We start from the raw sequence: 22,654 nt of genomic DNA on the forward strand, positions 1-22,654 counted from the left end.
GCTTTACTTCAGCAAGGCTGGGAACTGGGTTTGCAGGAACTGGCGGGTGTGGGCCAGCAGGCCGGTGGCCTGGGTGATGCATTCGGTGACCACGGCGGCGCTCACCGGGTCACCTTCGTAGTCGTTCTGGTTGCGCTGCTTGCGCAGGGCGTCGAGCACGATGATCACGTCGTTAGGCAGGCCCATGGTGAGCGGCAGGCACTGCAGCGTGGTCTGGTGGTGGCCGGGCTGGCTGGTGGGGGTGCGGTAGCCCTGCGCCCATAGGCCGAGCATGGCGCATTGCAGGATGCACTTGTAGGCGGCATCGAAACGGTTTTCAGCGCTCAGGGCTTGCAGCTGCGCGTCGGACAGGTTGCGGGCGGCGGCGGCCAGCAGGCGCTGCACACCCTGCGGCGAAGCGTTAAACGCTTGCAGGCGCTGGATGGCCAATAAGTTGGCTAATGTCATCGGGGGTTCCGTTCAGAAAAATGTGGGGGCCGGCGAGCAGGTTCATGACAAACGGGTCTTGCTCGGCCACGTGGCCTTGCAGCTCGGCCGGGGTGTAGACGACGGGGTTGATCTCGCGGCCCAGCGTGGTTTGCGCGCCATGCAGCGCGCGCACCACCTCGCCGAAACCGCGCTCGGTGACCACGAGCAGGTCCACATCGCTGGCGGCAGTTTCGGTGCCGCGGGCGACCGAGCCGAAGATGAGGGCCAGCGCGGGCTGCAGCGGCGCCAGCGCCTGGGCCAGCAGCTCGGCCGCGCCGGTGGTCTTGCGCAGCAGGCTGGCCAGCTCGGGGAACACGGGGCATTGGCGGTTGGCCTGGTAACGCACCTGGTTGCCCTGCTCTTTGCGCAGCAACAACCCGGCAGCGGCCAAGCGGGCCAGCTCTTTGTGCAGGCTGCCGGGGGAGGTGCCGGTGAGGCGGGCGAGTTCGCGCACGTGGTAATCCGCATCGGGGTGCAGCAGCAGCTGGCTCAGCAGCTTTTTGCGGTAATCGCCCAGGAGCAGGTCGGTCAACATGGCGGGAGGGTGTAGCTGTTCAGGCTTCGATTGTATCCATATTGGCTACGATTGAAGCCGCCTTGGATGCGTTTTGTGTTTCAGGCGGGACGGACCGGCCTACATGAACTGATTGAGCGGCACGTAGTCTTTGACGTACTCGGGTATGCGGGTGCGCCAGGCGGGCGGAACGGCTTTGAAGTCGCTCATGCCGAACGACGGATAGACGTTGAGTGAGGTCAGCGTCTTGGTCTCGATGATTTGCCGCAGGTTGTGATCCGTGGCGTAAGCCTTGAAGTAGTACTTCATGGCCTGCACGGCGCTGGCGGTGGAATCGGCGTGAAAACCGGTGGCGTTTTGCTGGTCGAGCAGGAATTTCTCGAACTCTTCTTCGAGCAGTTCGTCTTTGCTCTTGAAGCCGGTGATGAAGCCAAAGGCTTTTTCCAGGATCTCGCGCAGGCCGAGGCGGCGGTCCACCCCGGCAGCGCGGCGGAGTTTGTCGAGGTTGAAGTACTCGTTTGGTTTGTCGAACAGCTCGGTCGAGATGTAGTCGATGGCCTGATCCCATTGCCCATCGCTCACCTGCTTCGCCACCACGGGGTCGGCCTTGACGGTGTCTTCGAATTTCTCGAAGAACATGCGGTCCACCCTCATGCCCTGGAAGCCGATCTGGGTTTCTTCCTGCGCAGTGATGGCGTCGGCGCCGGTGTGGTGGTAGTGGCCGTCGCCGGTGTCACCGCCCCCTCCCGTATCGCCTCCTTCACCACCCGTTCCCGTACCACCGCCTGTGTCAGGCTTGCCGGCTGTGACGCGCGGCAGCTTGAGCACCTCGTCGTAGTTGAACGTCTCTTCGAAGTATTCGCAGGTGGCGAAGAAATCGAACAGCTTGTAGGCGGCCTTGTGCGGCGCGCTGACCTGGTTTTTGAGCGCTTCGTCTTGCAGTTGCTCGCGGAAGTCGTGCTTGCGTGTGCCGCGTCCTTTGATCTGCACGAACTCGGACGGCGAAAACACCGGGCGCATGAGCGCGAGGTTGAGCAGGTCGGGGCAGTCGTAGCCGGTGGTCATCATGCCCACAGTCACACACACGCGAGCCTTGCTGGTCTTGTAAGTGGGCAAGCCGTTGGCGGAACCGAGCAGGTTGTTGTTGGTGAAGTTGATGGTGAACTGCTGCGCGTCCGGGATGCTGGACGTGACCTGGACGGCGAAGTCGGACTGGTAGCGCCCCGGGAACATCGCGTCGGCCTGCTCGTTGAGGATTTGCGTGAGCTTGGCGGCGTGGGCCTGGCTGACGGCGAAGACGATGGTCTTGCCGAACTCGGCGCTGATGGGGTCGCGCAGGCCGTGCTGCAGCAGGGTCTTGCAGAACAGCTCGTTGGTGGGTTTTGAAAAGAACTTCTTCTCGAAACTCTTTTGCTTGAAACGCTGTTCGGACGTTTGTTCGCCCTGCTCGGTGTCGCTCACCACGACGGCGGCGTAGCCCTCGTCAGACAGCAACTGGGTCGTGACTTCGGTGCGCGCATCGACCACCAGCGGGTTGATGAGGAAGCCTTCCCGAACGCCATCGAGCAGGGAGTAGCGGAAGGTGGGTTCGCCGGATTCGCAGCCGAAGGTGCGGTAGGTGTCGAGCAGCAGGCGGCGCTCTGCCTCGCGCGGGTCTTTGCTTGTGGGCTTGGCGAGGTTGAACTGCTTGATGTAGTCCTTGGGCGTGGCGGTGAGGCCAAGCTTGTAGCCCACGAAATACTCGAACACGGCGCGTGCGTTGCCACCGATGGAGCGGTGCGCTTCGTCGGAGATGACGAGGTCGAAGTCGGTGGGGGCGAACTGCTTGTACTTGTTGCCGTAGAGCAAGCTCTGTACGGTGGTGACGACGATTTCGGCCTTGCGCCAGTCGTCGCGGTTTTCCTTGTAGATGGTGGACTTGTAGTCGTTCTTGAGCAGGAAGACGAAGGCCTTGTTGGCCTGGTCTTCCAGCTCCAGCCGGTCCACCAGAAAGAGCACGCGGCGGGCGTTGCCGGTGCGCAAGAAGAGCTTGATGACGGCGGCGGCAGTGAGCGTCTTGCCGGTGCCGGTGGCCATTTCAAACAGGAAGCGCGAAGCGCCGCCTTTCACCGCGAGCTGGATGGCCTGGGCCGCACGCTGCTGGTAGGCGCGCATGAAGCGCAGGCGCTGCTTTTGCACGAAGTCGGGACGCTGGGCTTCGTCTTTCCAGCCGGCCTCGGCGTCGTACGCGGGCATTTGCGTGCGGGCAATGTAGTCGGCCGCCACGTCCTCCGCGATCAGGCGCGCGGGCTCGGGCTGGAAGCGGGTGTAGCCCTTGATGGCATCGGGCGCGGGGAAGGCGGTGATGAGCTGCGGATTGCCCTGGCGCAGGTCCCACAGGTAGTGCAGGTTGCCGTTGCTCAAGATGACGAAGCGGCAGTTTTGCGACTTCGCGTATTTGCGGGCCTGCTCTTTGCCGATGAGCGGGTTCTTGCTCTCGGCCTTGGCTTCGAGCACCACGAGGGGAAAGCCTTGTTCGTCGAGCAACAGGAAGTCGATGAAGCCCTTGCTGCTGGTTTCGAAGTCGTTGCCCATGGCATCGACCTGCGCCTGGGTGAGCTGGACGTTGGGTTCCAACACCACGTTGGCCCGACCCTTGGGGTCATCAAAAAAGCGCCAGCCTGCTGCTTCGAGCAGCTTGTTGATCTTGATCCTCGCCTGTGCTTCTTTTGCGGACATCTGGTGATTGTGCCGGGTCAGTAGCCCCTGACCGGATCGACCACACCCGCCACCGGCTCCCCACGCTCCAGCGCGCGGATCTTGCCCGCGATCTGGGCGATGCTTTCGTCGCGCAGCGTGCGCGCCGAGGTGTGGGGCGTGACGGTGATCTTGGGGTGGTTCCAGAACGGGTGGTCAGCGGGCAATGGTTCGGTGCGGAACACGTCCAGCGTGGCGCCGGCCATGTGGCCGCTCTCCAGCAGGGCGAGCAGGTCGGCCTCGACCAGGTGCGCGCCACGCGCCACGTTGATGAGGTAAGCGCCGGGCTTCAGGCGTCCGAGTGTGTCGCGGTTGAGGATGTCCCGCGTGTCGGGCGTGAGCGGCAGCAGGTTCACCAGCACGCGGCAGTTTGAGAGGAAGGTATCGAACCCGGCCTCTCCGCTGTGGGTGAGCACGCCCTCGATGGCCTTGGGGCTGCGGCTCCAGCCGTGCACCGGAAACTCGAACACCCGCAGCGCTTTGGCCACGCGCTCGCCGAGCACGCCCAGGCCCATCACACCGATGGAAAAGTCCTGGCGATCACACGGCTTGCGGTACGACCATTTGCCGGCCTTCACGTCGGCCTCGTAGCCATCGAATTCGCGGAAGTGGCGGATGACCGCGTGGCACACGTATTCGGCCATCTGCACCGACATGCCCGCGTCGTCAAGACGCACGACTTTCACGCCGGGCGGCAGGCGCAGCTTGAGCAGCGCGTCCACACCCGCGCCGATGTTGAACAGGCCCTTGAGCGCCTGCTGTTGATCCAGGAACTGTTGCGGCGGCGCCCAGACCACGGCGTGGTCGGCCTGTGGCGCGCCGGGTTCCCAGACCTCGACGGACGCTTCGGGAAACGCCGCGCGCAGGCCGTCCAGCCAGGGTTGTGCCTTGGTGTCGGTGCAGCAGAAAGTGATGTTCATGCGGCGAGCTTATGGCAAGACGAATAGCCCGTTGGCTGGGAGGCCCGTTCGCTCAAGGCCCATCGACAGGCTCAGGTCGGACGGTGGATGCGGGTCCGCACCGCCTTGCAACACAGGCCCGTTGTTGTGGTCAGGCGGTCTGGATCTTCAGCAGCTCCGCGCCCTCGGCCACCTGGTCACCCGGCGCGTAGAGCAGCTCGGCCACGGTGCCATCGGCCGGCGCGGCGATGGTGTGTTCCATCTTCATGGCCTCCATCACCGCCAGCGGCTGGCCCTTCTTCACCGCGTCGCCGGCCTTCACGGCGAACGACACCACCTTGCCCGGCATGGGCGCGGTGAGACGGCCAACGTCGTGAGCGGCTTCACCGGCGTGGGCGAGTGCGTCGAGCTCGGTGATCTGGGTGGCGCCCAGGGCACAGAAGATGTGCACGATCTCTTCGCGCTGCCAGGTCTGCACCGTCTGGCGCTGGCCCATGAAGCGCAGGTCCATCAGCGTGCCGTTCTCCGCCGGCAGCGCATCCAACTCAAGCAGGCCACTGGTTTCATGGAACGCCAGTTGCAACGCGCCGTCGTGCAGGTAGGTCAGGCTGGCCTGCATGGCCTCGCCCAGGTATTCGAAGTCGAAGCGGCGCACGGTCAGGCCGTGCGGGCGCCAGCCGTCGCGGCGCGAGAACGGGTCTTTGCCTTCGCTCGCGCGCTCGGCCAGCAGGGTCTGCGCCACGGCGGCGGCAACGGCCAGGTTCAGGCCGACCTTGTCCTGGTTGAACAGCACGCCCGCTTCGCGCGGGATCAGCGCCGTGTCCAGATTCGCCTGCGCAAACGAGGGGCTGGCGACCACGTGGCGCAGGAACTGCACGTTGGTCGACAGGCCGACGATGCGCGTTTCAGCCAGCGCAGCGTCGAGCCGGGCCAGTGCCTCGGCGCGGGTGCGGCCGTGCACGATCAGCTTGGCGACCATGGAGTCGTAGAACGGGCTGATCGCGTCGCCCTCGCGCACGCCGTCGTCCACGCGCACCGCGCCGCGTTCGAAGCTGGTGCAGGCGGGCTTGCGGTAGACGTCGAGCCGGCCGGTGGCGGGCAGGAACTGGTTGTCGGGCGTTTCGGCGCAGATGCGCGCCTCGATGGCGTGGCCGTCGATATGCAGTTGCTCCTGCGTCAGCGGCAGCGGCTCGCCGCTGGCGACGCGCAGCTGCCATTCAACAAGATCAAGCCCCGTGATCGCTTCGGTCACCGGGTGTTCCACCTGCAGGCGCGTGTTCATCTCCATGAAATAGAAACGCATGCCACCTTCGGGCGGCTGCTCGACGATGAACTCCACCGTGCCGGCGCCCACATAGTTCACGGCGCGCGCCGCGGCCACGGCGGCCAGGCCCATCTGCTGGCGCAGCTCGGGCGTCATGCCGGGCGCGGGCGCCTCTTCCAGCACTTTCTGGTGACGCCGCTGCACCGAGCAGTCGCGCTCGAACAGGTAGACGCAGTTGCCGTGCGTGTCGCCGAACACCTGGATCTCGATGTGGCGCGGACGCTGCGCGTATTTTTCAACCAGCACAGCGTCGCTGCCGAAGCTGTTGATGGCCTCACGTTTGCACGAAGCGAGCGCAGCAGCAAAGTCTTCGGCCTTCTCGACCGCACGCATGCCCTTGCCACCGCCGCCGGCGCTGGCCTTGATCAGCACCGGGTAACCGATGCGGTCGGCCTCGTGCTGCAGCATGTGCGGGTCCTGGTCGGCGCCGTGGTAGCCCGGCACCAGCGGCACGCCGGCGCTTTCCATCAGGCGCTTGGACTCGGCCTTCAGGCCCATGGCCTGGATGGCGCTCGCGGGCGGTCCGATGAACACCAGACCGGCCTCGGCGCAGGCGTTGGCAAAGGCCTCGTTTTCGCTCAGGAAACCGTAGCCCGGGTGGATGGCCTGGGCGCCCGTGGCCTTGGCCGCATCCAGGATGCGCTGCCACTGCAGGTAGCTGTCTTTCGGCGCACTGCCGCCGATGTGCACCGCCTCGTCGCAGGCCGCCACGTGTTTGGCGCTGGCGTCGGCATCGGAGTACACGGCCACGGTGCGCACGCCCATGCGGCGGGCGGTGGCGGCGACTCGGCAGGCGATTTCACCTCGGTTGGCAATCAGGATCTTGTTGAACATGAGGGGTCCTAAGCGGTAGCAGAAGAAAACAGGGATTGCGCCCGGCGGAACACCGCGCGCAGGAACTTGAACAGCATCCAGGTGACGATCCACATCAGCACCACGGTGATGACCAGCAGCACGCCGAACACCAGCGGGTGGTGGGTGGCCAGCCAGACCGCGCCGACCACCAGGCCGTCTTCGACCAGGCTCATGGCGATGTTGGAGAACGGCTCGGGCGAGCTGTTGATGGCCGCGCGCGTGGTGGTCTTGGCGGCCTGGCTGCTGGCCGCGAGCGTGCCGCCGAGCAGCGCGCCCACCAGGGCCATGGTGGCGCCGTCGGCACCCAGCGCGCCCGCCGCCAGCGCGGCACCCGCGGGGATGCGGATCACGCTGTTGACCATGTCCCACAGCGAGTCGAGGCCGGGGATCTTGTCGGCGAAAAATTCCACGAACAGCAGTGCGCCGCTGGTGATGAGCATGGCGGGGTGCTGCAGCACCTGCAAACCTTCGGGCAATGGCATCCAGCCCAGCGCGCCCGAAGCACCGACCAGGAACACCACCGCGTACAGCCGGAAGCCGCTGACCCAGCCGAGCGCGGCGGCCAGCGCCAGCAGGCTGGGCATGTCGAGCTGGCTGGCGGCGGCACTCACGCCCTCGGCCACCTGGCCACCGACCTCATGGACCACGCCGGTGCCCAGGTGCAGACCGATGCCGTGCAGCCAGTTGACGAGGGTGGTCCAGAGTGCGTCCATGGTGTTCTCCTTGAGAGAAGAAACCGGCTAGCCCGCCAGCCACGCGGGCTTGCGCTTCTGCAGAAAAGATTGCACGCCTTCGCGACCTTGTTCGCTCGCGCGGATGTCGGCAATGCCCTGCACCGTGGCGGCGATCAGTGCGTCGTCAATGGCTCGCTTGGCCACGTCCTGCACCAGCCGCTTGCAGGCTTTCACGGCGGCCGGGCTGGCGCTCACGAGTGCCTGGGCCAGTTCGTTGACCTTGGCGTCCAGCGCGTCGGCGCTCACCAGCTCGTGCACGAAGCCGATGCGGTGCGCCTCCTGCGCGCTGAAGCGCTCGGCCGTGAGGAAGTAGCGGTGCGAGGCGCGCGCGCCCATGGCGCGGATCACGTAGGGACTGATGGTCGCGGGGATCAGGCCCAGCTTGACCTCGCTCAGGCAGTAGGTGGCGGTGTCCACACTGACGGCCATGTCGCAGGCCGCCACCAGACCCATGCCGCCGGCGAACACGTCGCCCTGCACGGCCGCGATGGTGGGCTTGGGGCATTCGTAGATGGCCTGGAGCATTGCGGCGAGCTGGCCCGCATCGGCCACGTTTTCGTCGCGCGTGTAGTCGGCCATGCGGCGCATCCAGTTGAGGTCGGCCCCGGCGCAGAAGGTCGGGCCCTCGGCGGCCAGCACCACGGCGCGCACGTCGTCGCGTGTGCCCACGGCTTCAAACGCGGTCTTGAGCTGCTGGATCACTTCGTCGTTGAAGGCGTTGCGCACCTCGGGGCGGCTGAGCGTGATGCGGGCGATGCGGTCTTGCACCGCAATGGTCAGGGCTTTGTTCATGGCTTCTGGGCTTCCAGTTGCAGGTGGTACACCCAGTCCAGCTCGGGACCGGGTTGACCCAGGGCGGTGAGCGCGGCGGTGATCTGGCCGCGGTGGTGGGTGGCGTGGTTGAACACGTGCGCCAGCGTGGCCGCAAACGGCAGCGACTGCGGCACGCCCTTCATGGTCCGGTAGTCCAGCTGGCCATCAAAGCGCTCGGCGGGCCAGCTGGCGATCAGATGCTCCCAGTTGGCGGCGCCGCCTTTGAGCGCCTGACCCAGGCGTTCGCGGTCGGGTTCGATCTCGGCGTTCAAAGCCAGCAGCGGCGACGCGCCCTTGGAGAATCGTGCGTACCAGAGCAGGTGCTCGCCCACCAGCAGGTGGTTGAGCGTGCCGTGGATGCTCTTGAAGAACAGGCCCACATCGCGCCGGTACTCTTCATCGTTCAGACGGGAAACGGCGTCCAGCAAGCGGTGCGTGGCCCAGACGTGGTAACGCGCTTGGCGGGTGAAGTGGGCGATCGGGTCCATGCCGGTGCTCACATGCGGAACAGGCCGAACTTTGTTTCGGGGATCGGCGCATTGAGTGAAGCGCTCAGCCCCAGCGCCAGCACACGGCGCGTGTCGGCCGGGTCGATCACGCCGTCGTCCCACAGGCGGGCGGTGGCGTAGTAGGGGTGGCCCTGCACCTCGTACTGTTCCTTGATCGGGGCCTTGAAAGCGGCTTCTTCTTCCGCGCTCCAGCTGCCGCCCTTGCCTTCGATGCCGTCGCGCCTGACGGTGGCCAGCACGCTCGCGGCCTGCTCGCCGCCCATCACGCTGATGCGCGCGTTCGGCCACATCCAGAGGAAGCGCGGGCTGTAGGCCCGGCCGCACATGCCGTAGTTGCCGGCGCCGAAGCTGCCGCCAATGATCACGGTGAACTTCGGTACCGCGGCGGTGGCCACGGCCGTCACCATCTTGGCGCCGTTGCGCGCGATGCCTTCGTTTTCGTACTTGCGGCCGACCATGAAGCCGGTGATGTTCTGCAGGAAGACCATCGGCGTCTTGCGCTGGCAGCAGAGTTCGATGAAGTGCGCGCCCTTGAGCGCCGACTCGCTGAACAGGATGCCGTTGTTGGCGATGATGCCGACCGGCATGCCTTCGATGCGCGCGAAGCCGCAGACCAGGGTGGTGCCGAAGCGCGACTTGAACTCGTCGAAGTCCGAGCCATCGACGATGCGGGCGATGATCTCGCGCACGTCGAACGGCTTGCGCGTGTCGGTCGGGATCACGCCGTACAGCTCTTCGGCCGGATACAGCGGCGCGACCGGGTCGATGGTGGTGATGGGCGGGACCTTGCGCGCGTTGAGGTTCTTCACCGCCTGACGCGCCAGGGCCAGCGCGTGCAGGTCGTTCTGCGCCAGGTGGTCGGCCACGCCCGAGAGGCGCGTGTGCACATCGCCACCGCCCAGGTCTTCGGCCGTGACCACCTCGCCCGTGGCGGCCTTCACCAGCGGCGGGCCGCCCAGGAAGATGGTGCCCTGGTTCTTGACGATGATGGTCTCGTCGCTCATGGCCGGCACGTAGGCGCCGCCCGCCGTGCACGAGCCCATGACCACCGCGATCTGCGCGATGCCCTGCGCGCTCATGTTGGCCTGGTTGAAGAAGATGCGGCCGAAGTGGTCGCGGTCAGGGAACACCTCGTCCTGGTTCGGCAGGTTGGCGCCGCCCGAGTCCACCAGGTAGATGCAGGGCAGGTTGTTCTGCTGCGCCACTTCCTGCGCGCGCAGGTGCTTCTTGACGGTCAGCGGGTAGTAGGTACCACCCTTCACCGTCGCGTCGTTGCAGACGATCATGCAGTCCACCCCGCTCACGCGGCCCACGCCCACGATGACACCGGCGCAGGGCGCGCTGTCGCTGCCGTCGCGGTCCGGGTACATGCCCATCGCGGCCAGCGGGCTCAGCTCCAGGAAGGGCGTGCCCGGGTCCAGCAGCATCTGCACGCGGTCGCGCGGCAGCAGCTTGCCGCGCGCGGTGTGTTTGGCGCGCGCCGCATCGCCGCCGCCGAGCGTGGCTTTTTCAACCTGCGCCTTCAGGTCGTCGACCACCACCTTCATGGCGGTGGCGTTGGCCTGGAAGTCGGCGGAACGGGCATTGAGTTTTGTGTCGAGTGCGGGCATGTTGGTGTGCTTTCAGGCGGTTTTGGCTTCGGCCAGCCCCAGCTGGTCCTTCATGGCATCGCGGATCTTGAACTTCTGGATCTTGCCGGTCACGGTCATGGGGAAGGCGTCCACGAAGCGGATGTAGCGCGGCACCTTGTAGTGGGCGATCTGGCCTTTGCAGAAGGCGCGCACCGTGTCTTCGTCCAGCGTCTGGCCGGGTTTCACGATGACCCAGGCGCACAGCTCTTCGCCGTATTTCGCGTCGGGCACACCCACCACCTGCACGTCCTGCACCTGCGGCATGCGGTAGAGGAATTCTTCGATCTCGCGCGGGTAGATGTTTTCGCCGCCCCGGATCACCATGTCCTTGATGCGGCCGACGATGTTCACGTAGCCCTCGGTGTCCATGGTGGCGAGGTCGCCGGTGTGCATCCAGCCCTCGGTGTCGATGGCCTCGGCGGTTTTGGCCGGGTCTTCCCAGTAGCCGTGCATCACCGAATAACCGCGCGTGCACAGCTCGCCCGACTGGCCGGGCGCCATCACCTCGCCACTGTCCGGGTTCACGATCTTCACTTCCAGGTGCGGCTGCACCGTGCCCACGGTGGACACGCGCCGGTCCAGCGGCGTGTCGGTGCTGCTCTGGCAGCTCACCGGGCTGGTCTCGGTCATGCCGTAGGCGATGGTGATTTGCGAGAGGTGCATGTCGCTCACCACACGCTGCATCACGGCGGTGGGGCACGGCGAGCCGGCCATGATGCCGGTGCGCAGCGTGGACAGGTCGAATTCGGCAAAACGCGGGTGGTCCAGCTCGGCGATGAACATGGTGGGCACGCCGTGCAGGCCGGTGCAGCGTTCGTCCTGCACCGTCTGCAACACGGTGAGTGGGTCGAAGCCGTCGTTCGGGTAGACGATGGTGGCGCCGTGCGTGAAGCAGGCCAGGTTGCCCAGCACCATGCCGAAGCAGTGGTACAGCGGCACGGGGATGCACAGGCGGTCGGCCGGCGTGAGCTTCATGCACTCGCCGATGAAGAAACCGTTGTTCAGGATGTTGCGGTGCGTGAGCGTCGCGCCCTTGGGGAAGCCGGTGGTGCCGCTGGTGAACTGGATGTTGATCGGGTCGCTCGCCTTGAGCGTGGCCGCCACCTGCGCCACGCGCGGGTCGGCCGCGTCGCCCTGCGCCAGCAGCGCCGAGAAGCGCATCAGGCCGGGCTCTTCGGCGCCCTGCCCCGGCTCGTCGATCCAGACCACGGTTTTCAGGTGCGGCAGCTGCTGCGCTTCGAGCGCGCCGGGCTGGCCGTGCGCCCACTCGGGCGCCAGCTCGCGCAGCATGCCCAGGTAGTCGCTGGTCTTGAAGCGCGCCATGCTCACCAGCAGCTGGCAGCCGACCTTGTTGAGCGCGTATTCCACCTCGGCCGTGCGGTAGGCCGGGTTGATGTTCACCAGCACCAGGCCCACCTGCGCCGTGGCCAGCTGCATCAGCACCCACTCGGCGTTGTTGTGCGACCAGATGCCCACGCGGTCGCCCGGATTCAGGCCCTGCGCCAGCAGCGCGCTGGCCAGGCGGTGCGCGTCGGCCTGCAGCGCGCGGTAGGTGTAGCGCCGCCCCTGGTGCACGCTCACCAGCGCTTCGTGATCGGGCTGGCGCGCCACCATGGCGTCAAAAAATGCGCCGATGGTCTGCTCGATCAGCGGCACGTCGGTCGCGCCACGCGCCAGGCTGAGCGTCAGGGGCTCGGCCGTGTTTCGGGGGTCGCTCATGGGCTTGTCTCCTCGGGTTCCAGGGTCCGGCTCGCACCGGACTGCAAGGCCTAGCTTAGGAGGCTTGCGCCGACAACGCTTGCCAGAATGGTTGCAAATCACGCCACCCATCAGGCACACTGGCGCCATGCCTGACCCCCGCACCACCCTGGCCAGCCCATCCGACCGCCGCAGCGACCGCGCCGCCACGCCCATGGCGTTCGTGCAGGCCATCGTGACCGCCTACCAGCAGCGCGGGCTGGACCCGGCGCAGGCCCTGGCGCAGGCACAGATTCCGCCAGCACGCGTGGCCGATCCCGCGGCACGCATCACCGCCGTCCAGATGGAAACCCTCTCCGGCGCCGCCATGCAGGAACTGGACGACGAAGCCCTGGGCTGGTTTCGCCGCGCCCTGCCCTGGGGCAGCTACGGCATGCTCGCGCGCGCCTCGCTGTCGGCCCCCACGCTGGGCGTGGCACTCAAACGCTGGTGCCGCCACCACGGCCTGCTCACGCCCGACATCACGCTCGCCGTGACCACCAGCGGCGACGTGGCCAGCATCGTGCTCACCGAACACCGCCCGCCGGGCGGCGACGGCAGCCTGCGCGAATTCTGTGGCGTCTCGGTGCTGCGCAACAGCCACGGCCTGGCCTGCTGGCTGGTGGACTCGCGCATCCCGCTGCTGGGCGCGAGCTTCCCGTTCGCCGCACCAGCGCACGCCGAGGTCTACCGCGTCCTGTTCGATGGCCCGACGGTGTTTGGCGCCGACCAGACCGCGATCCACTTCGACGCGCGCTACCTCGCCCTGCCCGTCAAGCGCGACGAAGCCGCCATGAACCAGATGCTGCAGCGCGCCCTGCCGATCCAGGTGCGCCCCTACCGGCGCGACCGCCTGCTGGTGCAGCGCGTGCGCCAGGTGCTCATGACGCAGCCGCTGGACGCGCACAACGCCAACGACCTCGCGTCCCTGCTCAACACCTCGGCCCGCACGCTGCACCGGCAGCTGAAAGACGAAGGCGCCACATTGCAGGCACTGAAAGACGAGGTGCGCCGCGACCGCGCGCTCGACCTGCTGCAGCGCACGACCCGGCCGATCAAACAGGTGGCCGAAGCGGCCGGGTTCCAGAACCAGAAGAGCTTCATGCGCGCGTTCAAGGGCTGGACGGGGGTGACGCCGGGGGAGTGGCGAGGCGCGGCCATGACGCGTACGATGGTGCTCTTTCCGCGACAGGATCCGAACCATGCCAACTTCAACGAAGCGCACGACTCCTGCCGCAGCAAAGCGGGCACCGAAGAAGAGCGCCGAGCCAGGCCCGAAGCCATTCCTGCGCTTCCATCACTCGCAAGAATTGAGAGTGAAGACACTTGAAGTGCTCGAAGCCGTCGAGGGCGCCGAGAAGGCAACTGTCCACTCCGGCCAGCTCACAGAGCTGGTACTTGAACTGACTGATTGCGGCATGGATCAGTACTTTCTGCAATCGCTGAAGGCCACGAAGGCGAACTTCGTTGTGCAGCAGTCTGCTGCCCTCGGACTATCCGGCGTTCAGAAGGTCATGGGCACCGTCATCAGAAACATCATCGGCCGCATGGATGATCGGCAGTTGCTCTCGGTATGCGACTCCATTCGAAAATTCATGGCGTGAGCCCCGCACGACATCTCCCACTGGGCTATCGCGGCCCAGTGCTGCGCCAACTCAACCGGAGCACCAACAGCGGGACGTCAGCTTTACCTTTCCCTATGGAGCGGTGGCCGCTCCAGGTCGACAACAGTCCGCCTGTCGACTCAACCGGCATTTGGCAACGCTGACCAAGACCCACCTGTCTGATCGCATTCGGCACGTCCCCAGCGCCTCCGAACACGACAGCAAAGAAATTGCCCCAATCAACGCCTCTCAGGCAGGCTGTCTGACGCGCCAGCCCCTGAAGGCGCCGGAATGCCCCGGCCTTCCACGTTCGGCGTGGTCACCGGGAAAGCGTTGCTCGATGGTGCCGTCGGCGCCGCTGCGGGAGCCGGTGCAGGCCTCGGTGCCGAAGAGGCCGGTGCAGGCGCCGCCTTCCCCAACCCCAGCTGGTTCACCAAACTCTGCACCGCGGCGTCCACCTGCACCTTGAGCGACTCGCGCGCCGCAGCGGCGTGGTCGTCGTTCAGGCGCGGCCCGCGCAGCAGCGCGGGCGCGGGCACGCGCTGGGCGGTGGACACGGTGGCTTCGCCGAGCACCGTGCCGAAGGTGCTGGGCACGAGCAGGTCGACGCGCAACGAGGCGTGGGCCACCGACTCGGTGCCGAGCTGCAGGATGCTGCGCTGCGCGATGCCCAGACCGAAGAAGCCTTCGCGGGTGGCCCAGATGCTGTCGGCCGAGGGAGCGCCCGAGATGAGCAGCACGTGGTCGGTCGGCGTCTTGAGTTCATTCAGCTCCTTGAGCGCTTCTTCTCGGCGGGTGGCGGTGATGGTCACGCGCTGCACGCTGGAGAAACGCCCCGAGGCCCTGAGCAGTTCGACGGTGCGGTTTTCGAGCTGTTCCTTGTAGCCCCAGTCGGGCACGAAGGCTTCGCCGAACTCGTTGTTGAACAGCGTGGTGCCGCGCCAGCTGAGGCGCAGCGTGGTGCCGATGGTGCTGATGACGGTGATGGACTTGCCGAGCAGGCGCGCCTGCACGCTGGTCGTTTCGACGGTGGAGCAGGCAGTGAGGCCAAGGCCGACCAGTGGCAAAAATGGCAGGGCTGCGCTGTGCGCGAGCAGTTGGCGGCGTGTGGTTTGCATGGCTTGTTTTTACCGCAGTGTGGGCAGGGCCTGCGCCAGCTCGTCCATGTGGCGAAACACCCGTGCCACCGGCAGGCCGTCGAACGCGCGGCCGTGGCCCTGCGGGCAGTAGCCCCAAACGGTGGCACCCGCGGCCAGGCCGGCCTGGGCACCTGTGGCGGTGTCTTCGATCACGAGGCAGCGCGCCGGGTCGGCGCCGAGGTGGGCCGCGGCGGCCAGGTACACGTCGGGGTGCGGTTTGGAGCGCGGCAGGTCGTGACCACTGAAGATGCGGTCACCGAAATACGGCGCCATGCCGGCCATGCCGAGCTGCATCACGACCTTGGGCCGGTCGGCCCCGGAGGCGCAGGCGATGCGGCCTGCCGTGTGTTCGTGCGCGGCCATGACGGCGTCGAGCGCGCCCACCACGGTCTGCAGTTCGGCGCGCAGGCGCTGGTCGCGCCGAGCGTAGAAGGCGCGCATCCAGTGATCGGTGAGCGGCTGGCCGGTCTCGGCCTCGATGCGCGCGCGTTCGTCGCGCACGGCCTTGCCGATGAAGATCTGCATGCACTCGGCCTGGGTCAGTGCCCAGCCGGCTTCGTTCAGCACCTCACGCAGCACGCCGTTGGTGATGGGTTCGCTGTCGACCAGCACGCCGTCGCAATCAAACAGCACGGCTTCAAACAGGGTTGTCGTGTTCATGGGGTCTCAATCCAGCGCACCGAGGTGCGCGGTGGCAGCGGCGCCGAGCTGGGCGTCAAAGGTGGCCAGCGGGCAGCGCAGTTGCTCGGCCAGCCAAAGGTAGCTCGCGTCGTAGGCGCTGAGCTGGTAGCGCTGGGCCAGCGCAAAGGTCTGTTCCACGTCGAAGTCGGTCAGCTCGACCGCCACGCTGTGCCATTGCGCCAGGCCGGCGGCGGCGGCTTCGGCCGCGCCTCGGCGTGCCTTCTTGACGGCGACGCTGCAGATTTCAGCCTGCAGCAGGTGGGGCGCATAGAGCCGTTGACCCGACAGGCGCTGCAAGGCCTGGTCCATCCACGGCTCCTGAAACAACACACCGGCCAGCGCGCTGCAGTCCACCACCATGGGCGGCCGGGGCAGGTACTGGGCCGGGGGCTCGGCCACGAGCAACACGGGCGTGGGGGTGGCCTGGCTCATCGGGCGTCCCGGTCTTGCCGGATCAGATCGATGCTGGATGGCCCGGTGGGCAGGCCTTGGGGGAAGCGGGCTCGCAACTCGGCGGCCACTTGCTCGACGGGTTTCCAGGCCTGCCGGCTGGAGCTGCTGGGGAGTGCGCGCGCTGTGCCACTGGCCAGCAAGCCCGGCCCGCCAGCGTCTGCGCCCTCGGTCACGGCGCGCTCCAGAATGGCCATGAGCTCACCCTGGAGCGAGCGGTGGTTGCGCGCGGCCCGCTGGCGCAGCACCTCGGCCCAGGCTTCAGGCACGTCTTTGATCGACAGGTTTGACATGTTTTGGCTCCAAAATGGATCTGGATCCATTTTGGAGCCAAAAACGTGGTTTGTCGACTGGTTGCCCAACGGGGCGCTGAGCCCGTGTGAAGGGTCAGCGGATGTCGCCGTCCACATAAAACCAGCGCCCGCCTTCGCGCACGAAGCGGCTGGTCTCGTGCAAGCGTTGCCCGCGGCCGGCCACGCGCGAGCGGGCCACGAACTCGACTTCGGCGTGGTCGGCGTCGATCACGCGGTGGCGTTTCACGTCCAGCCCCAGCCACTTCACACCGGGCTCCAGCGTCAGGTCGGCCGGGCGGGTGCTGGCGTGCCAGCTGCTCTGCAGGTACGCCACCCGCTCCAGCACGAAGGCGCTGTAACGCGAGCGCATGAGGCTATCGGCGTCGGGCGCCGGGGTGTCGTGGTCGAGGTAGCGCCCGCAGCAGTCGTCGAACGCACTGGCTTTGCCCCGCGCGTCGGTCCGGCCACAGGGACAGACGCTCACGGGCACCCCAATCAAGCGGCCTTGCGCGCCGCGTGCCGGGCCTTGTGCGCCTCCAGGGTTTCGGTGGGCGCGTCGGCCCTGGTCCACGCGGCAAAGCCGCCGTCGATGTGGGCCACGTTGGTCATGCCCATGTCTTGCAGGGCCTTGGTGGCCAGCGCGCTGCGCCAGCCGGCGCCGCAGAACAGCACGAACTCCTTGCTTTCGTCGCCGAACACCGGCTTGTAGTAAGGCGACTCGGGGTCGACCCAGAATTCGAGCATGCCACGCGGTGCGTGCAGCGCGCCGGGCACGGTGTCTTCGCGTTCGAGTTCGCGAACGTCGCGGATGTCGACCACCTGCAAGGTGGCGTCGCCCGCTTCGAGGCGCTTGCGCACTTGCTCGACGCTGTAGGTGGTGATCTGCGCCGTGGCTTCGTCCACGAGCACGCGGAATCCTTTGGTGATGGGCATGGGTCGGTGTCTCCTTTGATGGGAATTATCCGCGCCACCGGGCTACGCCAAACGCCATGGGTTCGCTGGCACAAGGGCATTGCGCGGCGGTGTCCAATGAATGCCTCGCGGCAGCCCGCCGCCCCGCCCTGGAGCGCCCATGACCGACCTGTCTGCCTTCCCCATCACGAAGAAGTGGCCTGCGCGCCACCCGGACCGCCTGCAGCTGTATTCGCTGCCCACGCCGAACGGCGTGAAGGTCTCGATCATGCTGGAGGAAACCGGCCTGCCCTACGAAGTGCACCGCGTCGCCTTCGACAGCAACGACCAGCTCTCGCCCGAGTTCCTCTCGCTCAACCCGAACAACAAGATCCCCGCCATCCTCGACCCCAACGGCCCCGGTGGCCGGCCGCTGGCGCTCTTCGAATCGGGTGCGATCCTGATCTACCTGGCGGAAAAGACCGGCCAGTTCCTGCCGCAGGACGCGGCTGCGCGCTACGAAACGCTGCAGTGGCTGATGTTCCAGATGGGCGGCGTGGGGCCGATGTTTGGCCAGCTCGGCTTCTTCCACAAGTTTGCCGGCAAGGACTATGAAGACAAGCGCCCCCGCGACCGCTACGCCGCCGAATCGCGCCGCCTGCTGGGCGTGCTGAACCAGCGCCTGGCGGGCCGCGACTGGATCATGGGCGCCGACTACAGCATCGCCGACATCGCCACCTGGCCCTGGGTGCGCAACCTGGTCGGCTTCTACGGCGCGGGCGATCTGGTGGGCTTCAAGGACTTCCCCGAAGTCGCCCGCGTGCTGGCCCGGTTTGTCGAACGTCCCGCCGTGCAACGCGGCCTGAACATCCCGGCAACCCCGGCCTGAAAAGCAGCTGAGAAACACGCGACCAGTCGCGCCCGAAGTGCCGTCACCCAGGGCACCGCCGGGCCGGCTTTGCCGGACGGCCTGTGCCGCCCCCCTGGAGGGGGGTGACGCCGCAGGCGGCGCGGGGGGTGCTCTCTACTTCCTCCAGAAGGAGCCCGTGAACAGCACCAGCACCGTCAGCAGTTCCAGCCGGCCGAGCAGCATGGCGAAGGTCAGCACCCAGATCTGGAAACCGCTCAGCACGCCGAAGTTGCTCGTCGGCCCCACCTGTCCCAGCCCCGGACCGATGTTGTTGACCGTGGCGACCACGGCAGAAAACGCGGTCACGATGTCCAGCCCGGTGAACAGCAACAGCATGGTCAGGCCCATGGTGACCGCGCCGTAGATCAGCATGAAGCCAAAGGTGGCGTTCATGACCGACATGGGCAGGATGGCGCCGCCCATCGTGACCGGGTTCACCACGCGCGGGTGGATGCTGCGCACCAGTTCGCGCCGCGCCTGTTTGATCAGCAACACCATGCGCACCATCTTGATCCCGCCGCCGGTGGAGCCGGCACAGGACACGAAACAGCCCAGGAACAGCAGCAGCACCGGCGCGAACACCGGCCACTGCGCGTAGTCGGTGGAGGCGTAGCCGGTGGTGGTGGCCAGCGACACCACATGGAAGGCGCTGGTGCGCAGGGCCAGGGCCAAGTCGTCATACACGCCGTGCCCCAGCAGCAGGCTGGCGACCAGCATGATCGAAACCAGCAGCACGCTGATGTAGGTGCGGATCTCGCGGTCGCGGATGATGGGCCGCAGCGAGCGGCTGCGGATCACGATGAAATAGCGCACGAAACTGATGCCGGCCAGGGCCATGAACACCGTGGCGACGGCCTCGATCGTCGGCGAGCTGAAGTGGCCCAGGCTGGCGTCGTGCGATGAAAAGCCACCCAGGCCCATGGTCGTGCACATGTGCATGAAGGCGTCGGCCCAGCTCATGCCGGCCCAGCGGTAGGCCAGCATGCAGGCCACCGAAAAAGCGGCATAGACCCCCCAGAGCCCGCGCGCCGTCTCGGAAATGCGCGGTGTGAACTTCGCGTCTTTCATGGGCCCTGGCGTTTCGGCCTTGTAGACCTGGTAGCCCCCCAGCCCCAGCATGGGCAGCACCGCCACCACCAGCAGCATGATGCCCAGGCCGCCCACCAGCTGCAGGAAACAGCGCCACACATTGACGGACACCGGCAGGTAGTCCAGCCCGGAGAGCGCCGTGGCCCCGGTCGCGGTGAGCGCGCTCATGGCCTCGAAATAGGCCTTGGTCCAGCCGATGCCGGGCACCGTGAACAGCAGCGGCAAAGCGGCGTAGGCCGGCAGCACGATCCACACCAGATTGACGAGCAGGAAGCCGTCGCGCGCCTGCAGCTCGCGGCGGTGGCGGTTCGTGGCGGCCCACAGCGCCAGGCCGCTGAGCGCGGCCAGCGCAAACGCCCCTTCCCAGACGTAGCGGTACTGCTCGTGGTCTTCGCTCCAGGCCCAGGCCAGCGGCACCAGAAAGCTGAAGGCGAACGCAAACAGGATGCGCGAAAACACGTTCAGGACCGGCAGCAACGTGTACATGGGCGCGATCTACTTGCGCCAGAAGCCGGGCGTGAACAGCACCAGGAACGACAACATTTCCAGCCGGCCCAGCAGCATGGCCGCCGTGCACACCCAGGTCTGAAAATCGGTCAGGCCCGCAAAATTCCCCGCCGGACCCACCTCGTTGAGCCCGGGCCCCATGTTGTTGACACTGGCCACAACGGCCGTGAACGCGGTGTCGAACGGCATGTCGGTCAACAGCAGCAACATGGTCAGGCCGATGATCGTGCCGCCGTACACCAGCATGAAGCCCAGCACCGAAAAGATGGTGCTGCTGTCGATCAGGTGGCCGCCGAGCGTGACGGGGTTGACCGCCCGCGGATGCACGATGCGCGCCATCTCGCGCTTGGCCTGCTTGAACAGGATCACCAGCCGCGCCATCTTGATGCCTGCCCCGGTGGACCCGGCGCTGGTGGCAATGCCCGACAGCATGATCATGTACAGCGGCGCAAACACCGGCCAGGTGGTGTAGTCCACGGTGGAGTAGCCGGTGGTCGAGCCGATCGACACCACGTTGAACAGCGCCACGCGCAGGGTCTCCAGCGGATCGCTCATGGTGCCCTTGAACAGCAGCAAACCGGCGATGAAGACGCTCGAACCCACCAGCAGTGCCATGGAACCGCGCCACTCGGCATCGCGCCAGATGCGCCCCGGATTGCGCTTGGTCAGGGCCACGAAATAGAGCGCGAAATTGCAGCTGGCGAGCAGCATGAACACGATCGCCACCCACTCCATGGCGGGCGACTGGAAGAAGCCAAAACTGCTGTCGTGCGACGACAGGCCGCCCAGGCTCAGGGTCGAGAACATGTGGATCCAGGCATCCAGCGCCGGCATGCCGGCCAGCCAGTAACCCAGCACGCACGCCAGCGACAACAGGCTGTACACGCTCCACAGGCCTTTGGCGGTTTCGGTGATGCGCGGCGTGAGCTTGGCGTCCTTCATGGGACCGGTCGCTTCGGCGCGAAAGAGCTGGCTGCCCCCCACGCCCAGCATCGGCAGGATGGCGACCGCCAGCACCAGGATGCCCATGCCGCCCAGCCACTGCAGGAAGCAGCGCCAGAGGTTGATGGAGGCAGGCAGCGCGTCCAGGCCCACCAGCACCGTCGCCCCGGTTGTTGTCAGCCCCGACATGGACTCGAAGTAGGCGTCGGTGAACGACATGGGCGAGGCCGTGCCCGAGAAATAGAGCAGCAAGGGCAGGCTGGCGAACAGCGGCAGCAGGGTCCACACCATCCCGACCAGCAGGATGCCGTCGCGCGCCTGCAGGTCCAGCTGCCGACCCACGCGCCAGACCGCGCTGCGCATGGCCAGGCCCGCCGCGAAGGTGACCAGCATGGCGATGGGGTACGCCGCTTCGGCGCCATCGTGCGTCCAGGCGGATACGCCCAACGGCACCAGCATGGTCAGGGCGAACACCATCACAATGGCGCCGAGCACGGGAAAGATGCGCAGAAACGGCATGGCGACCCTGCGGAATTCAGCCAAAGAAGGTGGCGGTCACCTGGAACAGTTTCTCGACTTCGCGCACCAGACGCTTGTTCGGGATGAAGATGATGATGTGGTCATCGGCTTCAATCACCGTGTCGTGGTGCGGCATCAGGACCTTCGAGCTGCGCCCCTGGCCGCGCACGATGGCCCCGATGCGCGTGCCCTTGGGCAGCTTGACCTCTTCGACCTTGCGGCCCACCAGCTTGGACGTTTTCACGTCGCCGCGCGCCACGCCTTCCAGCGCTTCGGCCGCCCCCCGGCGCAGGCTGTGTACGGCCACCACATCGCCGCGGCGCAGGTGCGTCAGCAGTTCACCAATGACGGCTTGTGCCGGTGAAATGGCGATGTCGATCGTGCTGCCCTGCATCATGTCGGCGTAGGCGCGTCGGTTGATCAGCGACATCACGCGCCCGGCGCCGAGCCGCTTGGCCAGCATGGCCGACATGATGTTGTCTTCATCGTCGCTGGTGAGCGCGAGGAACAGGTCCATCTGGCCCACGTTTTCTTCCAGCAGCAGGTCTTCGTCCGCCCCGTCACCCTGCAGGATCAGCATGCTAGACGGCAGCTGGCTGGCCAGGTATTCGCAGCGCGTCTTGTCGCGCTCGATGATCTTCACCTCGCACTGTCCCACCAGGCTGCGCGCCAGACGCAGGCCCACCTTGCCACCGCCCGCGATCATGAGGCGCTGCACCGGCTTGTCGATGTTGTGGATGGCGCCCAGCACGTAACGGATCTTGTCGGTGTCGGCCAGCACGAACACCTCGTCGCCCGCCAGGATGCGGGTGGTCTTGGTCGCCTCCATTTCGGTGTCGAGACGGTACAGCGCCACCACCCGCATTTCCGCGTGTGGAAAACGCTCGCGGAACTCACCGATGGTGTGCCCCACCAGGGAGCCGCCGTAGGCCGCCCGCATGGCAATCAGGCTGGCGCGGCCATCGGCAAATTCCAGCACCTGCAGCGCCTCGGGGTAGCTGATGAGCTGGTGGATGTAGCGCGTGACCGACTCTTCGGGGCAGATCACGTGGTCCACCGAAAAGCCGTTCTTGCCCAGCAGTTCATCGCCTTCGACAAACTCTGGCGAGCGCAGGCGGGCGATGGTGGTGGGCACGTTGAACACGTCGTGCGCCACCTTGCAGGTCACCAGATTCGCCTCATCAGCCGCGGCGCACGCGATCACCATGTCGGCATCGCGGGCCCCGGCTTCCTGCAGAACGGAGGGCTGGATGCCATTGCCCACCACACCCCGCAGGTCCAGCTTTTCTTCCAGCAGCCGCAGCCGCGCCGGATCCTGGTCGATGACGGTGATGTCGTTCTGCTCGGAAACGAGGCTTTCCGCGACGCTCTCGCCCACGCGGCCAGCGCCCAAGATGATGATCTTCATG

General features: G+C 66.5%; 22 protein-coding genes and 1 pseudogene. 3 read left to right on the top strand and 20 right to left on the bottom strand.

What is annotated here, in order from left to right; all coding sequences use genetic code 11:
• Positions 1 to 3: 3 nt before the first annotated feature.
• The 11 genes and pseudogenes from AC23D4_RS12085 to AC23D4_RS12135 form a co-directional block, all read right to left on the bottom strand.
• On the bottom strand, positions 4 to 447 hold the full coding sequence (locus tag AC23D4_RS12085; protein WP_472888741.1) for a DNA-binding protein: 444 nt from the start codon (positions 445 to 447) through the stop codon (positions 4 to 6).
• The gene (locus tag AC23D4_RS12090) at positions 401 to 1,003 is read right to left on the bottom strand and encodes a nucleotidyltransferase domain-containing protein (RefSeq protein WP_472888742.1); all 603 of its coding nucleotides are present in this window, start codon (positions 1,001 to 1,003) and stop codon (positions 401 to 403) included. The genes AC23D4_RS12085 and AC23D4_RS12090 overlap by 47 nt, the downstream gene beginning before the upstream one ends.
• A gap of 99 nt (positions 1,004 to 1,102) precedes the next feature.
• On the bottom strand, positions 1,103 to 3,217 hold the full coding sequence (locus AC23D4_RS12095) for a DEAD/DEAH box helicase family protein (RefSeq protein WP_472888788.1): 2,115 nt from the start codon (positions 3,215 to 3,217) through the stop codon (positions 1,103 to 1,105).
• Positions 3,218 to 3,397: 180 nt separating this feature from the next.
• Positions 3,398 to 3,700: pseudogene (locus tag AC23D4_RS12100) on the bottom strand (hypothetical protein); the annotation flags it as partial.
• 17 nt (positions 3,701 to 3,717) lie between these two features.
• Positions 3,718 to 4,638: a 2-hydroxyacid dehydrogenase gene (locus tag AC23D4_RS12105; protein WP_472888743.1), complete on the bottom strand. Its 921-nt coding sequence runs from the start codon at positions 4,636 to 4,638 to the stop codon at positions 3,718 to 3,720.
• A gap of 130 nt (positions 4,639 to 4,768) precedes the next feature.
• Positions 4,769 to 6,775 (bottom strand): acetyl/propionyl/methylcrotonyl-CoA carboxylase subunit alpha, encoded by a 2,007-nt coding sequence (locus AC23D4_RS12110; RefSeq protein WP_472888744.1) that lies wholly within the window; start codon positions 6,773 to 6,775, stop codon positions 4,769 to 4,771.
• A gap of 8 nt (positions 6,776 to 6,783) precedes the next feature.
• Positions 6,784 to 7,509 (bottom strand): DUF4126 domain-containing protein, encoded by a 726-nt coding sequence (locus AC23D4_RS12115; protein WP_472888745.1) that lies wholly within the window; start codon positions 7,507 to 7,509, stop codon positions 6,784 to 6,786.
• A gap of 27 nt (positions 7,510 to 7,536) precedes the next feature.
• Complete coding sequence (locus AC23D4_RS12120; protein ID WP_472888746.1) at positions 7,537 to 8,322, bottom strand: enoyl-CoA hydratase/isomerase family protein; 786 nt, start codon at positions 8,320 to 8,322, stop codon at positions 7,537 to 7,539.
• The gene (locus AC23D4_RS12125; protein WP_472888747.1) at positions 8,319 to 8,831 is read right to left on the bottom strand and encodes a DinB family protein; all 513 of its coding nucleotides are present in this window, start codon (positions 8,829 to 8,831) and stop codon (positions 8,319 to 8,321) included. The genes AC23D4_RS12120 and AC23D4_RS12125 overlap by 4 nt, the downstream gene beginning before the upstream one ends.
• Positions 8,832 to 8,839: 8 nt before the next feature.
• Positions 8,840 to 10,462, bottom strand: coding sequence for a carboxyl transferase domain-containing protein (locus AC23D4_RS12130; protein ID WP_472888748.1), 1,623 nt, complete (start codon positions 10,460 to 10,462; stop codon positions 8,840 to 8,842).
• Positions 10,463 to 10,474: 12 nt separating this feature from the next.
• Positions 10,475 to 12,202, bottom strand: coding sequence for an AMP-binding protein (locus AC23D4_RS12135; RefSeq protein ID WP_472888749.1), 1,728 nt, complete (start codon positions 12,200 to 12,202; stop codon positions 10,475 to 10,477).
• Between the two features lie 127 nt (positions 12,203 to 12,329).
• Between AC23D4_RS12135 and AC23D4_RS12140 the strand changes: the two genes are divergently transcribed.
• Positions 12,330 to 13,550, top strand: coding sequence for an AraC family transcriptional regulator (locus AC23D4_RS12140; RefSeq protein ID WP_472888750.1), 1,221 nt, complete (start codon positions 12,330 to 12,332; stop codon positions 13,548 to 13,550).
• On the top strand, positions 13,537 to 13,824 hold the full coding sequence (locus AC23D4_RS12145) for a hypothetical protein (protein WP_472888751.1): 288 nt from the start codon (positions 13,537 to 13,539) through the stop codon (positions 13,822 to 13,824). The genes AC23D4_RS12140 and AC23D4_RS12145 overlap by 14 nt, the downstream gene beginning before the upstream one ends.
• A 239-nt stretch (positions 13,825 to 14,063) precedes the next feature.
• On the opposite strand, the gene AC23D4_RS12150 is transcribed toward AC23D4_RS12145, so the two are convergent.
• From AC23D4_RS12150 to AC23D4_RS12175, 6 genes are all read right to left on the bottom strand, one after another.
• Positions 14,064 to 14,942, bottom strand: a complete 879-nt coding sequence (locus AC23D4_RS12150; protein ID WP_472888752.1) for a hypothetical protein — start codon at positions 14,940 to 14,942, stop codon at positions 14,064 to 14,066.
• 9 nt (positions 14,943 to 14,951) lie between these two features.
• The gene (locus AC23D4_RS12155; protein ID WP_472888753.1) at positions 14,952 to 15,623 is read right to left on the bottom strand and encodes an HAD family hydrolase; all 672 of its coding nucleotides are present in this window, start codon (positions 15,621 to 15,623) and stop codon (positions 14,952 to 14,954) included.
• Between the two features lie 6 nt (positions 15,624 to 15,629).
• Positions 15,630 to 16,076 carry a type II toxin-antitoxin system VapC family toxin gene (locus AC23D4_RS12160; RefSeq protein WP_472888754.1) on the bottom strand — a complete coding sequence of 149 codons (447 nt, stop codon included), beginning with the start codon at positions 16,074 to 16,076 and terminating at the stop codon, positions 15,630 to 15,632.
• Positions 16,073 to 16,387 (bottom strand): FitA-like ribbon-helix-helix domain-containing protein, encoded by a 315-nt coding sequence (locus AC23D4_RS12165; protein WP_472888755.1) that lies wholly within the window; start codon positions 16,385 to 16,387, stop codon positions 16,073 to 16,075. Before AC23D4_RS12165 ends, AC23D4_RS12160 begins: the two co-directional genes overlap by 4 nt.
• 94 nt (positions 16,388 to 16,481) lie before the next feature.
• On the bottom strand, positions 16,482 to 16,877 hold the full coding sequence (locus tag AC23D4_RS12170) for a YchJ family protein (RefSeq protein ID WP_472888789.1): 396 nt from the start codon (positions 16,875 to 16,877) through the stop codon (positions 16,482 to 16,484).
• A 5-nt stretch (positions 16,878 to 16,882) separates the two neighbouring features.
• Positions 16,883 to 17,320, bottom strand: a complete 438-nt coding sequence (locus AC23D4_RS12175) for a rhodanese-like domain-containing protein (protein WP_472888756.1) — start codon at positions 17,318 to 17,320, stop codon at positions 16,883 to 16,885.
• 139 nt (positions 17,321 to 17,459) lie between these two features.
• Between AC23D4_RS12175 and AC23D4_RS12180 the strand changes: the two genes are divergently transcribed.
• Positions 17,460 to 18,167: a glutathione S-transferase N-terminal domain-containing protein gene (locus AC23D4_RS12180; RefSeq protein WP_472888757.1), complete on the top strand. Its 708-nt coding sequence runs from the start codon at positions 17,460 to 17,462 to the stop codon at positions 18,165 to 18,167.
• A gap of 135 nt (positions 18,168 to 18,302) precedes the next feature.
• Here the strand turns inward: AC23D4_RS12180 and AC23D4_RS12185 are convergent, their stop codons facing one another.
• From AC23D4_RS12185 to trkA, 3 genes are read right to left on the bottom strand one after another with little or no spacing between them, the layout of a single operon-like run.
• Positions 18,303 to 19,763, bottom strand: coding sequence for a TrkH family potassium uptake protein (locus AC23D4_RS12185; RefSeq protein ID WP_472888758.1), 1,461 nt, complete (start codon positions 19,761 to 19,763; stop codon positions 18,303 to 18,305).
• A 9-nt stretch (positions 19,764 to 19,772) separates the two neighbouring features.
• Positions 19,773 to 21,245, bottom strand: a complete 1,473-nt coding sequence (locus AC23D4_RS12190; protein WP_472888759.1) for a TrkH family potassium uptake protein — start codon at positions 21,243 to 21,245, stop codon at positions 19,773 to 19,775.
• Between the two features lie 16 nt (positions 21,246 to 21,261).
• Entirely contained in the window at positions 21,262 to 22,653 is a 1,392-nt protein-coding gene (gene trkA, locus AC23D4_RS12195; RefSeq protein ID WP_472888760.1) for a Trk system potassium transporter TrkA, read from the bottom strand.
• Position 22,654: the final 1 nt, after the last annotated feature.

Source organism: Hydrogenophaga sp. L76 (assembly GCF_057654755.1).